The organism is Microbacterium nymphoidis, from assembly GCF_021044885.1.
Lineage (GTDB): Bacteria > Actinomycetota > Actinomycetes > Actinomycetales > Microbacteriaceae > Microbacterium > Microbacterium nymphoidis.
The window spans coordinates 80,322-94,040 of the sequence record NZ_JAJNOD010000006.1; the positions used below are offsets into that span (position 1 = coordinate 80,322).

The 13,719-nt window shown below is 70.6% G+C and carries 12 protein-coding genes; 6 read left to right on the top strand and 6 right to left on the bottom strand.

Going from position 1 to position 13,719, the window contains the following annotated elements:
* Window positions 1-46: 46 nt before the first annotated feature.
* Genes LQ566_RS15325 through LQ566_RS15335 form a run of 3 tightly spaced genes read right to left on the bottom strand, consistent with a single transcriptional unit; the run spans window position 47 to window position 4,242 of the window.
* On the bottom strand, window positions 47-1,348 hold the full coding sequence (locus tag LQ566_RS15325) for an O-antigen ligase family protein (RefSeq protein WP_231092644.1): 1,302 nt from the start codon (window positions 1,346-1,348) through the stop codon (window positions 47-49).
* On the bottom strand, window positions 1,345-2,766 hold the full coding sequence (locus LQ566_RS15330; RefSeq protein WP_231092645.1) for an O-antigen ligase family protein: 1,422 nt from the start codon (window positions 2,764-2,766) through the stop codon (window positions 1,345-1,347). Before LQ566_RS15330 ends, LQ566_RS15325 begins: the two co-directional genes overlap by 4 nt.
* 54 nt (window positions 2,767-2,820) lie before the next feature.
* The gene (locus LQ566_RS15335; protein WP_231092646.1) at window positions 2,821-4,242 is read right to left on the bottom strand and encodes an O-antigen ligase family protein; all 1,422 of its coding nucleotides are present in this window, start codon (window positions 4,240-4,242) and stop codon (window positions 2,821-2,823) included.
* Between the two features lie 61 nt (window positions 4,243-4,303).
* Here LQ566_RS15335 and manA point away from each other — a divergent pair, with 61 nt between their 5' ends.
* From manA to LQ566_RS15355, 4 genes are all read left to right on the top strand, one after another.
* Window positions 4,304-5,482 carry a mannose-6-phosphate isomerase, class I gene (gene manA / locus LQ566_RS15340; protein WP_231092647.1) on the top strand — a complete coding sequence of 393 codons (1,179 nt, stop codon included), beginning with the start codon at window positions 4,304-4,306 and terminating at the stop codon, window positions 5,480-5,482.
* 144 nt (window positions 5,483-5,626) lie between these two features.
* Window positions 5,627-5,953 carry a WhiB family transcriptional regulator gene (locus LQ566_RS15345; protein WP_308071089.1) on the top strand — a complete coding sequence of 109 codons (327 nt, stop codon included), beginning with the start codon at window positions 5,627-5,629 and terminating at the stop codon, window positions 5,951-5,953.
* A gap of 145 nt (window positions 5,954-6,098) precedes the next feature.
* The gene (locus LQ566_RS15350; RefSeq protein ID WP_231092648.1) at window positions 6,099-8,945 is read left to right on the top strand and encodes a glycosyltransferase; all 2,847 of its coding nucleotides are present in this window, start codon (window positions 6,099-6,101) and stop codon (window positions 8,943-8,945) included.
* The gene (locus LQ566_RS15355; RefSeq protein WP_231092649.1) at window positions 8,942-10,306 is read left to right on the top strand and encodes a DUF5719 family protein; all 1,365 of its coding nucleotides are present in this window, start codon (window positions 8,942-8,944) and stop codon (window positions 10,304-10,306) included. Before LQ566_RS15350 ends, LQ566_RS15355 begins: the two co-directional genes overlap by 4 nt.
* Window positions 10,307-10,312: 6 nt before the next feature.
* Here LQ566_RS15355 and LQ566_RS15360 read toward each other — a convergent pair whose 3' ends face one another.
* The gene (locus tag LQ566_RS15360) at window positions 10,313-10,747 is read right to left on the bottom strand and encodes a hypothetical protein (RefSeq protein ID WP_231092650.1); all 435 of its coding nucleotides are present in this window, start codon (window positions 10,745-10,747) and stop codon (window positions 10,313-10,315) included.
* Window positions 10,748-10,831: 84 nt separating this feature from the next.
* Between LQ566_RS15360 and LQ566_RS15365 the strand changes: the two genes are divergently transcribed.
* Window positions 10,832-11,038, top strand: a complete 207-nt coding sequence (locus tag LQ566_RS15365; protein ID WP_231092651.1) for a DUF3499 family protein — start codon at window positions 10,832-10,834, stop codon at window positions 11,036-11,038.
* A gap of 6 nt (window positions 11,039-11,044) precedes the next feature.
* Here the strand turns inward: LQ566_RS15365 and LQ566_RS15370 are convergent, their stop codons facing one another.
* Window positions 11,045-11,842, bottom strand: coding sequence for an RDD family protein (locus tag LQ566_RS15370; protein ID WP_231092652.1), 798 nt, complete (start codon window positions 11,840-11,842; stop codon window positions 11,045-11,047).
* Between the two features lie 17 nt (window positions 11,843-11,859).
* Between LQ566_RS15370 and LQ566_RS15375 the strand changes: the two genes are divergently transcribed.
* A complete protein-coding gene (locus tag LQ566_RS15375) occupies window positions 11,860-12,849 on the top strand; it encodes a stage II sporulation protein M (RefSeq protein WP_231092653.1) in 990 nt (329 codons plus the stop codon).
* Between the two features lie 57 nt (window positions 12,850-12,906).
* Here LQ566_RS15375 and LQ566_RS15380 read toward each other — a convergent pair whose 3' ends face one another.
* On the bottom strand, window positions 12,907-13,701 hold the full coding sequence (locus LQ566_RS15380; RefSeq protein ID WP_231092654.1) for an aquaporin: 795 nt from the start codon (window positions 13,699-13,701) through the stop codon (window positions 12,907-12,909).
* Window positions 13,702-13,719 lie beyond the last annotated feature (18 nt).

Here is a 13,719-nt window from a genome sequence, read left to right on the forward strand (position 1 = left end):
AGCTGGTTCTTGCAGAAACGGAGGCGGCGGCTGGGCCGTTTCGAGCCTACCGTGCGGTCCCGGGAGTTTCCGGAGCGCGCGCGGCGGCCGCCTCACGCCAGGAGCGCGACTGCCCGGCGCGCATCGCGCACAGCGCGAGCATGAGCCAGCCGACGCCGAACAGCGTGAAGCTTTCGAACACGGAGTCGACCAGCAGGGTCACCAGCACCAGCGGCGTCCAGGCGTACAGCACGGAGCGGCGCTCGCTGGCCACCAGCCAGGAGCGCACCAGCGCCGTCCCGGCCAGGAGCGCGAACAGGACGAGTCCCAGCCAGCCGAGCTGAAGCAGCACGTCGAAGTATGCGCTCAGTGCGGAGGCATGGTGACGGCCGAAGAGGTTGATGGCGGTGTAGGGGAAGGCGAGCGGATCATCCGGATTCCAGGGGCCCACCCAGCCCCAGGCCTGGTAGGCGTGTGAGCGCACCTGCACGAGGATGGAGTTCCACAGCTCGGCGCGGGTGGAGAAATCGGTGCCGGCGTCCAGCAGTGCGATCACCTGGTGGCGAAGCACGTAGGCGGTCCCGATGCCGACCACCACCAGGGCGCCGAGGATCCACTGGATGCGGGTGCGGCGTTCCGTGGGCGTATGGCGCACGATCGCCAAGGCGGCGGAGGCGACGGCGACCGCCAGCGAGAGGACGATCACGGTGGGGGAGGAGCTGAGGGCGGCCAGCGCACCGGCGAGCACCAGGGAGTAGATCCCGAGCCCCCGCGAGATGGAGTGCGTGCGCAGCTCGATGACGAAGGTGATGAGAGCGATCACCGCGACGAACCCCAGCATGTTGCGGGTGCCGAACAGACCCTGGATCGGTCCTCCGGCAGCGATCGCGCCCTGCACGCCGAGGAACGGGAACGGCATGTCCAGGAGGACGCCCGAGAGGATCTCGACCAGGAGCGATCCCGTGAGGAGGGTGCGCAGGACGTCGCCGAGGGCACGAACGGTCTGCAGCGTGTCCCGGATGTGCGCGATGACGACGGCGATCACCGCGACGCCGACGAGTGCCAGCCAGTGCGAGAAGGAACGTGTCGGGCCCGACATAGGAAGCACGAGGGTGATCCCCGCCCAGGTGATGAACAGCAGCACCGACAGCGGGACGAGCCGGAGCGGGCTGATCTCGGCGCGGCGGACCACCAGGATCGCGATGCCCACCGCCACGAGCCCCGCCGCAATGGTGATCAGCGTGACCGAGCCCGCCATGGCCTCGATCGCGTGGCCGGCGAAGAACGTCCCGAAGGCGGCGAGGGCGTACGCGCGCGCCATGGCGGCGGAATCGAGCGCAGAGCGCACCGGTTCCCAGCGCCCGCTCATCGTGGCGTCGGTGTTGAGGCCCCGGGGCGGGGGCGCCGGCGGCGGGGAGCAGCGATCGGCTCACCGGCAAGGACGGGGTCGGCCGCGGTCTTGGTGGCCAGCAGCACGATCAGCAGCCATCCCCACTCCATCAGCGGACGCGACTCCGTGATGCCCTGCACCAGAAGAGCGGCCACCACGAGGATGGGCAGCAGGCTCAGCGGGGAGAACGCGCGTCGCGACTCGATGTCCCACCGCGGACGATCCACCGCCAGGAACCACGCCCGCCAGACCAGGGCGAACAGTGCTGCGGCGATGACCACCACGCCCACGAACCCCAGCTGCAGGTACACGTCCACCCACATGTCGTGCGCGTGGAAGACGCTCAGGCCATGGTCGATGATCCAGCCGTCGAAGTGTGGGTCCCAGGGCAGCCAGGGAGTCGCGAAACCCCAGCCGAACGCCGGGCGCTGATTCGCCCGCTCGATCACCTGGCTCCAGATCTCGCCGCGGCCGGTGAGATCGCCGCCGCGGCCCAGCAGCTCGAATAGCCGGTCTCGCACGATCAGCGCCGCGGCGAGCCCGGCCACCGCGACCGCGCCGAACAGGACGTACCAGTTGCGTCGCGCCCGCAGCGTGTGGCTGCGTCGCACGGCGATCGCCGCGGCGGCGACCAGCAGCACCGCGAAAGCGATGACTGCGGCGGTGGCCGAGCCGACGCGCACCAGGAGGAACAGAGTGACGATGAGCCAGGCGATGGCGACCCCGCGGCGCGACAGGCCGGCCAGGGCGGCGATGACGAACACGATCAGGGCCAGCACGCAGATCATGCCGAGCAGATTCGAATTGCCGACGATCCCCTGGATCCGCCCGGAGGTGAAGAGGTTGTCGCGGGACCAGTAGAGCTGCGTGCTCGGGTCGGTGACCTCGCCCAGGAAGGGTGGGAGAACGGGGTGGCGCAGCATCACCGAGACGAAGAGCTCGAAACCGAGGCTGAGCCCGAGCACCCAGCGGCAGGCCGAGACCAGCGCGCGAACCACCTCGCGCCACGTCAGCGCCACCGCGAGGAACACGCCGTGTGCCGTGGTCACCATCAGGGCGAACCACGTGGCCGCAGACACCGCGGGCCACGCGGACCAGAGGATCGACAGCCCCGCGAGGGCCGCATAGCCCAGGAAGGCCCACGGGGCGCGCGGCCAGGACTGTGCCGTCGCGCGCCGGATGACCGGGGACAGGGTCCAGATCAGGACGGTGACGACCGTGCACACGCTCAGGACGAGCGCGACGCCCTCCGGGCCGACGAGGTTGTTCAGGGCACCCATGCACATCGCCAGCACCAGCACCAGCACGCAGTACGCGCGCAACCAGAGTCGCGCCGTGCGCTCCCGCGCGGGCGGTGCGGGCGCAGCTGCGATCGGGTGGGAGGAGTGCTGAGCCATCGTTCCCCCAGGGTATCGCGGGAAAGGCTGGTGAAACCGGTTGTTCCGTGCGCGTCAGCGCGGGTCGCCCTGCTCTCCCACGAGCGGCGCGGACTTGATCTTGAACGCGAAGGTGATCACGCACAGCCAGCCCCACAGCATGATGGGGTTGGACTCCGTGAGGCCCTGCACCAGCAGCACCGCGACGATGAGTGCGGGCAGCACACTCAGCGCCCGGTAGGGGCGGTCGGCGCGCGCATCCCATCGTGGGCGATCAATCGCGAAGAACCACGCCCGCCAGGTGAAGGCGGCGTAGGTGATGCCGATGAAGAACACGCCGATGAGGCCGAGCTGGAAGAACACGTCCACCCACATGTTGTGCGCCTGCATCACCGGGATGGTGCGCTCCAGGATCCAGGAGCGAAACCCCGGGTCCCACGGCACCCACGGGCTCGCGAACCCCCAGCCGTCGAGGGGGTGCTGCGATGCGCGCGCGAGGACCTCGCGCCAGATGTCCCGGCGGCCGGTGAGATCGGACGAGCGTCCGAGCGCCTGGAACAGCTCGTCGCGAAACAACAGGCACACCACCACGAGCGCGCCGCCGATCGACAGGAACAGCGCATACAGGCTCCCGCGCCCCGCGGGCACGTGCACCCGTCGCATGGCGAGGACGGCCACGAGAACCAGCACGGCGCCGAACGCGCACACCCAGGCGGTGGCCGAATCGCACCGGATGAAGAGGTAGGCGGCGATGACGAACCATCCCGCCATTCGCACGCGCACGCGTGCGTCATCCGCGAAACGCACGGCGAAGACGAGCATCGCCATCAGGCAGATCATCGCCAGGAGGTTCGCGTTGCCCACGATTCCCTGGATGCGCCCGCCCTCGAGGAGCAGGTTCTGCGACCAGTACAGCTTGGGGTCCTCGGGGTCGACCAGCACCGGGCCCCAGGATGCGGAGGGCAGCGGTGCGCGAACGACCAGGGAGACGAAGAGCTCGAAGACCAGGGAGAGCCCGACCGCCGCCTCCAGGCCGCGGCTGAACGCCTGGACCAGCTCACGCCAGGAGAGACTCGATGCGAGGAACAGCCCGTGCATCGTGATGACGATCATGCCGCCGAAGGTGAGCAGCGTGGAGGGCAGCCAGCTGGTCCAGAGCGTCGATGCCGCGCCCCAGGCCAGGTAGGCCAGCGCGATCCAGGGCAGCCGTCGCCAGGGGAAGGCCGGCGCGAGCCCGGGGCGCAGCAGACGCGGGATCCACAGCAGTGCCGTCACCATCGCGAGCGCGATGAACACCAGCGCAGCGCCCGTGGTGCCGGCGGCGCGATCGAAGGCCGGGGCGCAGAAGATGGCGAAGACCACCACCGCGGCGTGTGCGCGGATCAGCACGGTGGACTGCTCCGAGCGCAGCGCCTCACGGCTGAGGGGCACCGCAGACGCGTCGGCCCGTGTGCGCGCGCGAATGCGCGGGAGCGGGACGGGAGCTGTGACGGTCATAGCGGACTGAGAGTAGCGGACCCGGCTCGGGGGCACCTGTGGGTGCGGATAGGCTGGCGCCGTGCTGGAGCTCATGACGAACACGCCGCGTGACTACGCCTGGGGATCGACCACTCTCCTCGCCGAGCTGGAGGGACGTGAGCCCACGGGCGCTCCCGAAGCGGAGGTGTGGTTCGGCGATCACCCTGCTTCTCCCGCTGTGCTGGCCGACGGCACCTCGCTGCCCGAGCGACTCGCGGAGAATTCCGCCGGCCCGCTGCCGTATCTGCTGAAGCTGCTCGCTGCCGGATCGCCGCTGTCCATCCAGGTGCACCCCTCGCGCGCTCAGGCGCAGGCGGGATGGGCCAGGGAGGCGGGGCTCGCCCTGGACGCGCCCGAGCGCAACTATCGCGACGACAACCACAAGCCGGAGCTCATCGTGTCGCTCAGCGAGAGATTCGAAGCGCTGTGCGGCCTGCGCCCCCTTGATGCTTCCCGTCGCTACCTCGCAAGCCTCGGAGACGCCGAGGGCGTGCGGGAGCTGCGTTCCCTGCTCGACCCCGTCGCCGATGTCACGGACGCCGACATCCTGCGCCGCGCGATCGAGCACCTCCTCGCCGGGGACGCCGCCCGCATCGTCTCCGATGTCACCGACGCCCTGGCCACAGCCGCCTCTGCGGAGTTCGCCGACGAGCTCGCAGCCGCCCGCCGGATCGCGGCCGTGTACCCGGGAGACCCCGGCATCGTGGTCGCCATGCTCATGAATCTCGCCGTGCTGGGGCGCGGGGAGGCGGTGTATCTGCGGGCGGGCCTGCTGCATGCCTACCTCAGCGGCATCGGCGTCGAGATCATGGCGGCCAGCGACAACGTGCTCCGGGGCGGGCTCACCCCCAAGCGCGTCGACGTTCCCGAGTTGCTCACGCTGCTGGACACCACACCGGGGGTCGTTCCCGTGATCCACCCGCGGCCCCTCGCCGGTGCGACCGGTGTGGACACCTACGGTCCCGGCGTGGCGGATTTCGCCCTGGCCGTGGCCCGGCCCGACGCCGGCAGCGGCGTCATCGCCGACATGCGGGTGGACGGTCCCGCGATCGTGGTGGCGACGGCGGGTGAGTGCGCGGTGGAACTGGATGGGGAGCATGTCCTCCTGGCACCCGGTCAGGCGGCCATCGCGCTGGGGGCGTCAGGTCCGCTCCGCATCGGCGGCACCGGCGAGGCGTTCGTGGCGACGCCCGGGGAGAGCATCGATTCCGCTTCGTGACACTCCCGGGGTGTGTCATGAAGCTTGAAGGTCGGGTTGAGGAAATATGCTCTGCGACTTGACCCGAGCGAATCACACCGCTGTAATTATGTGAGCGCACCGCGACTGACGCGGTCCGTGAGGGGGAAGACAGTGGGAGAGCAGATGACGGGATCACAGTACCGTTCCAGCGTCCCCGACAACTGGTTCGTCGATCCGGTGAACCTGGGAGTGCCCGGGGTCCGGCGGCCGGTTGCCGATGACGAGGACAACGCACTGGCATGGCAGGGCGAGGCGCTCTGTGCGCAGACCGACCCGGAGGCGTTCTTCCCGGAGAAGGGCGGCTCCACGCGAGACGCCAAGCGCATCTGCTCATCATGCGATGTGCGCGGCGAGTGCCTCGAGTACGCGCTGTCCAACGACGAGCGCTTCGGTATCTGGGGCGGCCTGTCCGAGCGCGAGCGCCGCAAGCTCAAGCGCCGCGCGGGCTGACACGGAATTCGGCGTATCGTCCATCTCCTGGAGATGGGCGATACGCCGTTCTGCGTCCCGAGCCCGGTGAATCCCCGGACCGTCTGACCCCTTCCCGGCGCGGCACTCCCGAATTGCGCCGGAAGCCTGCCTACGCTGAAGCGCCATGCCTGCTCCTGTACACGCCGTCATCGTCGCGCACCCGGATGCGCGCGCCGCAGGGCTTCCCCACCTGAAGGAGACGCTCGCCGCGGTCGCAGCCCAGCGTCATCCCGTGGATGCGCTCACGATCGTGCTGTGCGGCAAGGACCGCCGCTTCGCGGAGGTGGCCGACGCGTCCGGTGCCGAGGGCATCATTCAGGCAGACGCCGCCACCGGGTTCGCGGAGGCGATCGAGCTGGCGTCGCGCCGGGTGGATCCCGATCACGCGCTGTGGCTGCTGGCGCAGGACACGTCTCCCGCTCCTGACGCGCTGGAGCGACTGGCCGCGGTCCTCGAGCTGCAGCCCTCCGTGGCAGTGGTCGCTCCGAAACTCGTCCGTCGCAGCGATAGCGAGATCATCGCGTCCCTCGGGGTGAGCATGTCGCGCGGCGGCGAGAGCGTGGAGCTTGCCGCGGGGCAGTTCGACCAGGGGCAGCACGACGGCCGCGAGGACGTCCTGGGCGCGGACATCCGCGGTGTGCTGCTGCGCGCCGAGCGCCGCGGGGACCTGCTTCCCGATCGTGCCCTCGGGGGTGCAGACGAGGGACTCGACATCGGCGTTCGCGCGCGTCTGGGCGGCGACCGTGTGGCGCTCGCACCCGCGGCCCGCGTGGCCGTCCGTGCGGACGGGGTGGCGGGCCTGCCGGATCCGGTCCGCGCCGCCGACCGTCGCCGTATCGTCTACGTCACGCGGCTGGCACAGTTGCACCGGCGCCTCGTCTACGCGCCGGCCGCGGTCGTCCCGCTGCACATCCTGTCCTTCCTGCCGATCGCCCTCTGGCGCGCCGTCAGTCATCTGCTGGCGAAGGCGCCTGGCGCGGTGCTCCCGGAGTGGGCGGCGGCGTTCGTTGCCGCCTTCCGCTGGCCGTCGATCGCGCGCTCGCGTGCCCGCCTGCGCGGACGACGCGGTGACTGGTGGCGCGTGGATCCCCTGCGCATCGGACGCGTTGAGCGACGCGAGATCCTGCTCGGCGACGGGCAGTCGGCCCGCACCACGAGACCGGAACTGCGCTTCTTCTCGGGCGGCGGTGCGTGGACGGTGCTGGCGTCGCTGGCGGTGTCGATCGTCGCATTCTTCCCGCTGCTGTCCTGGCCGGTCCTCGGCGGCGGCGGGGCACTGCCGTTGCGCACGCAGCTGGCCAGCCTGTGGACCGATGCGGTGTTCGGCCAGCGCGGATACGGCCTGGATGGCGCATTGCCGGCCGACCCCTTCGCGGCGGTGCTGGCCGTGCTCGGTTCGCTGATGCCCGCCGCCCCCTCCTCGGCGCTGGTGGTGCTGTGGGTCGCCGCGTTGCCGCTGGCCACGCTCGGCGGGTGGTTCGCCGCCACGCGCGTGACCGAGCGCTCCGGCCTGCGGATCGCCGGTGCGGTGCTGTGGACGATCGCCCCGACATTTCTCGGCGCGCTCGTCGACCCCCGCCCGGCGGCCGTCATCCTTCACGTGGCACTGCCGTGGCTGGTGTACACCGGGCTGGCGGCCCACCGATCCTGGGGTTCGGCCGGAGCGGCGTCCCTGCTGATGCTGGTGGTGGCCGCTTGTGCGCCGAGCGCCGGGGGAGTCCTCGCGGTGATCGCCATCGTCGCGTGCGTGGCGGCCATCTGCGTCGCCCGGTTCTCGGGTGCGATCCGCCTGCTGTGGACGCTGGTTCCCACCGCGGTGTTCTTCCTGCCCCTCGTCTGGTTCCATGTCACACACAAGCAGCCGCTGAGCCTGCTGGCGGATCCGGGACTGCCCTACCAGGGTGCGCGCGCGTCGGACGATCTGTGGGGGCGTCTGTCGCTCCTCGCCGGCTTCCCTGCGGGCGATGGGGCAGGGTGGCCCGGCCTGCTCTCGTCGGCCGGTGCCGGCGACGCCCTCGTGCGGTGGGCGTGGTTCGCTCCCGCGCTCGTGGTCCCGGTCGCCGTTCTGGCCGCGGTCGGCGCCTTCACCGTGCGCTGGCGGGTCGGTGTGCCGCTGCTCCTGGTCGCCGGGGGTGCCGCGGTTGCCGGGCTCGTGGCCTCCGGGATCTCCGTGAGCGTGGTGGACGGGGCCGCGGTGGCACTCTGGCCCGGCTCCCTGGGCAGTGTGTCCTGGTCGGCTCTCGTCCTGGGCGCTCTCCTCGCGCTGCACTCGCTGCGAATGCCGCGGAGCCTGCGCGGTGCGCTCGGCACCATCGGCGTGCTCCTCGTGCTGGTCACCGCCGTTCCCCACCTCACGGCGGTTCTGCGCGGCGACGCCGCTGCACAGAACGGACCGCGCAGCACCCTGCCGGCGTACGTCGCAGCGGAGCTCGACGAAGGCGCACGTGGCGCGACCCTCGTGCTCGACATCCGCGAGGACGGCACAGTCGTGCAACGGGTCGTGTGGGGATCCTCGGACTCGCTGGGTGCCCAGTCGAGCATCCTCAGCACCCGGACCGCGTTCACCGCCTCGGAGGAGGAGCTGGCGAACCGCATCGCCGATGCGATGACCCCTCAGGCCCAGGACGTCTCGTTCGCCGATCTCGGCATCCGCTTCGTGCTCGTCGAGCCGGTGACCGCCACCTCGGGGCCCGCAGCGGCGCTGCGCGCCCAGGCCGTGGCCGCGTTCGACCGTAACCCCGCATTCACCGCCGTCGGCGAGACCGGCAAGGGCGCCCTGTGGGGAGTGACCGGTGAGGTGGCGCCCCGCCCGGCGCTCACCTCAGACGACCGTTCGGTCAGCGCGATCCTGATCATCGCGGCTCTGGTGTCGCTGGTGATCGCGGTGCTGCTGGCCATTCCCACCCGCGCCTCCGTGCGTGCGGCTCGCGTGCGGCCGCGCATGATCGGCGCGTCGAAGGAGCAGGAATGACGAAGGAACCATCCCGGGGCCGCCTCGCTCGCGCGGGAGCGGGCATCCTTGCCGTGGCCGTCACGGCTGTCGGTGTCGCTGCGGCCGTCGTATCGCCGCTTCCCGCGGTCTCCGCTGCCGTGCCAGCCACGGTCCGAGAGCCCGCTCCGGGCGACGTCACGCTGGTGTGCACGGGCTCGGCGCTGGTGCTCGGGCGGGTCACGGACTCCGCCCAGACGGTGTCGGAGGCAGCCCGCCTGACCCCGATCCTGTCGGACTCCGGTGCCGCGTCGGATGAGCTTCCCGTGCTGGGGGTCGACGGAGCCGTGTTCGGCGTCGTCAGCGCCCCGCCCGTGGACGGCAAGCGCGCCGCGGTGGCGGGCGCCGCCTCGTTCTCCTCCGAGGCCGATGACCTCTCGGGATATGCGGCCTCATCGTGCCGCCCGCCGCTCACCGAGTCCTGGCTGGTCGGCATCGACGGGCGCACCGGTTCCTCCGGTGTCATCACCATCGCGAACCCGTTCGGCGTCACGGCCACCGTGTCCTTCACCGTCTACGGACTCGCCGGCCCCACCACCCCCGCGGGCGGCTCGCTCTCGGTGGCGCCCGGGACGGTGGCGACCGTTCCTGTCGCGTCACTGTCCAGCGGTGACAGCTCACCGGTGATCAACGTTCACGCGGAGGGCGCTCCGGTGCAGGCGTCGCTGCAGTCCGCGCTGGTGCGCGGGCTGGTTCCTGCGGGAATCGACTTCCAGGATGCGGTGCGTCAGGCTTCGGCGCGTCAGATCATCCCCGGTGTGACGGTCACGACCGCTGGGCCAGCCCTCACCTCAGTCCGCGTCCTCATGCCGGATGCCTCCGGACCGGTCACGGTGAGCGCGCAGCCCGTCGACGGCGCTGCAGCGCCGGTCCAGCTCAGCGTGGACGCCGTGGCCGGCATCCCGGTGGACATTCCGCTAGACGCACTGCCCGCCGGGGCGTACGACGTCACGGTGGAGGGGGCATCGCCCCTGGTCGCGGCCGTCTGGCAGGCGACCGGCGCGGGTGAGGGTGATGACGACGCCTGGTATCCGGCAGCTCCGGAGATCTCCGCGCCCACGGCGTTCGCGGTCGCGGGAGGTGCGGCAGCCGTGCTGGCGCTGTGGAACGACGGTGATGACGACGTGTCTGCGACGGTCACCGTCGGAGGGCGGGAGAGCACCGTGAACGTCCCGGCGCACGGCGGCGCACAGGTCCCCGTCGCCAGCACCGCCGACGCGGTGCTGGATCCGGGCGAGGGCGCGCTGCACGCGACCGTCTCCTATGCCGATGGCCAGCGACTCGCCGCAGCCGCGGTGTGGCCCGCCGACGCGGACAGCGCTCCGATCACGATCACACGCTGACGCAGGTCAGTTGCGCCAGCGCTGGGTGCCCAGGTCCCAGGGATCGCGATCGAGGTACTCGGCCGCGGCGCGGAAGACCGCACCCTCCATCGACATCTTGGCGCCGAGATCGTCCATGCGGTTGGCGCGGTCGAGTCGTTCGATCGGCAACCGGAAGATCACGATGCGCCGGGCCTCCCGATCCACGAACCACCGCGGCATTCCCTCGGCGTCCGCGCGCGTGGGCATGATCCCCACCTCGAAGGACACCTCGCGCAGATCCTCCCACGCGTCGCGCAGGAACTGCGCGGTGTCGTGCACCACCAGCTCGAAGCGGTCCTGCCGCGATTCGAGCGGCGGCAGCGGCGGCGGAACGACGGGGCTGCGCCCGGTGCGGCCGTGGCGGCCGTGGCGGGCGGGGCGCGGACGAGCCGGCGGAGCGGGACGTCGCGGCCAGATCATTCCTCCATCCTAGGTCGCCGAGCGCTGTGGCGGCCGTGCCTGTCGCCGTGCGATGTCCGCGATCGGGCATAGGGTGGGAGGGCTATGTTCACCAGGCTCTGCTCGAAGGTCGGCTGCTCCCGCGAGGCGGTCTCCACGCTCACGTACGACTACGCGGATCAGATGGCTGCCATCGGGCCGCTGGGCGCCGCCGGCGATCCGCATGCCCACGACCTCTGCGCCATGCACACAGAGCGGCTGTCGGTGCCGAAGGGCTGGGTCGTCATCCGCCACGAGACGCTCCAGTCCTGAACCGGATCAGCGCACCGATCCCAGCAGCGTGTTCACGCGCTCGCTCTGAATGTCCAGGGCGCGTGCCTCCCGTTCGCGACGCACCACCGCCACCGCGCGCAGGAAGGTCTCCGCGTCCACCGGTGGAACCGGCGACACCCACTGCGCCGCCTCGGCCGCCAGCTCCTGCGCGATGCGGGCGCGTGCCCCCGGCATGAGATTCGCCGACTGAGCGAGGAACTGGGTGATCCGGCGTGAGAGGCGAACCGGAAGCCGTCCGGCGTCGGCGAGCTGGGCCCAGCCGGTGAGTGCGGGCGGCAGCACGAGCACATGCTCGGGCACCTGCGGGGTGCGTGTGCGTTCGCAGTAGGCACCGGAGACGAGATCCCCGAGCCGCTGCGAACGCGGGGTGAACGCGCCCACCAGGAAGGCCAGGCCCCCGAAGGTCATGTAGATCTCGAGAACGCCGATGAGTGCACGGATGAAGGCATGCCGGAAACCCGTCGTCCCGCCGTCGGAGCGGACGATCCGCCCGCCCACCACCAGCTTCCCGACGCTCCGTCCGCGGGTGATGGTCTCCACGGCGGTCGGGACGACAACGAACGCCAGCACGATCACGCTGATCTGGATGATGGCGAACACCGACGCGTCGACACCGGAGGCGAACAGCGCGGCGAAGGCTCCGATGATGATCGCGTAGCCGATGAGCATGTCGATCACGGCGCCGAGCGCCCGCATCATGAGCCCCAGCGGCTGCACGTCGAGGGCCACCGCCTCACCGGTGAGGATCTCATCCTGATGGATCGAGCCGACGACAGCAGACATGGGTACAGTAAACACCAATGGATCTGGACGCATTGCGAAGCAGACGCCGGGGGGAGTGGGATCGCCTCGACGAGCTGTCGCGATCGCGCACACTCTCCGGCGCGGACGTGGATGAGCTGGTGGTGCGCTATCGGGCGGCATCAGCCGACCTCTCCGACATCAAGACCTCGGCGGGACGAACGCAGCTCGGTGACGCGCTCTCGGTCACGATCGCCCGCGCCCGCCACCGGCTGACCGGTGCTGGGGAGAACATTGCCCGGCAGGTCCCGCGCTTCTTCGCGCTCCAGCTGCCCGCGGCGCTGTACCGACTGCGCTGGACGACTCTGGCCATCGCCGTGGCGACCCTCGGCATCGCCGCACTCGCGGCGTTGTGGATCTCCGCGGACCCGGCCCTGATCGCCACCCTCGGCTCGCAGGCGCAGTTGCAGCAGTATGCGGAGAACGACTTCACCGACTACTACGAGCCCGGAGCGGCGTTCGCCGGCCAGGTGTGGACGAACAACGCCTGGATCGCCGCCCAGTGCGTGATGTTCGGCGTCACGGGGATCTTCCCCGTGTACGTGATCATGAGCAACGCCGTCAACCTCGGTGTCGCGGGTGCCGTGATGCTGGCGTTCGATCGCGGTGACGTGCTGATCCTCAGCCTGCTGCCGCACGGCCTCCTGGAACTGACCAGCATCTTCGTCGCTGCGGCGGCGGGTCTTCACGTGTTCTGGGCCTGGATCGCGCCCGGGCGTCGCACGCGCGGCGAGTCACTGGCAGCCGCCGGGCGAGCACTGGCGACCACGGTGATCGGGCTCATCCTGTCGCTGGCCCTGTCCGGGCTGGTGGAGGGCTTCGTCACCGGCCAGCCCTGGCCGTCCGCGGTGAAGATCACCATCGGCGCGCTGGCTCTCGGAATCTTCCTCTTCTACATGCTGGTCATCGGACGCTGGGCCACCCGTCGTGGCGAGACCGGCGACCTCACGGAGTACGAAGCCGGCACCCCGACGCTGTACGCGGGCTGACCGGCAGGAACGGCGATGGGGCGGGACCGGATCGGTCCCGCCCCATCGCTCGCGTGCTCAGCGCTTCTGGACGTTGTCGAACAGGGCGCGGTAGGAGAAGCCGGCCAGCAGACCGCCGACGATGGGGAACACGATGAAGACCCACAGCATCGACAGCGCATCGGCGCCGCCGTAGATCGCAGTAGCCAGCGAGCGGGCCGGGTTCACGGACGCGTTGTCCACCGGTACCGCGACGAGGAGGATCAGCGTCAGCGAGAGACCGATCACCAGGCCGCCGAACTGCGTGCCGCGCTTGGCATGCGTGACGCCGAGGATGACGAAGAGGAACACGGCGGTCAGGATCACCTCGATGATGATCGCCGCCGGCATGTCGAACCCGCCGGGGGAGAGCCTGCCCCAGCCGTTGCTGGCGAATCCGCTGTCCTGTGCGGACGTGAGCCATCCGGCGGGACCGAACAGGCCGATCAGCACCAGCGCGCTGCTGGCGACCACGCCACCGACGACCTGCGCGATGATGTAGGGCAGCGTGTCCTTCCACGCGAATCGTCCCGCGGCGGCGAGACCGAGGGTGACGGCGGGGTTGAAGTGTCCGCCCGAGATCGGGCCGAACGCGTACGCGCCCATGATGACGCTGAGACCCACCGCGACCGCGGCGACGACGGGGACGATACCCGGAGCCGGCGCGTTCTGGACGTCGGCGAGATGAGAGCTGAAGAGGGCCGCGCCGATCAGGCCGAACACCAGCAGGAAGGTGCCGAGAGCCTCGGCCGCCAGCTTCGAGCCCATGGTGGGCTCGGCGCTGGCCGATGCAGCAGACGCGGGGCTTTTGCCCGTGCGCGGATCACGACTCATTTGATACTCCGTTCGAAC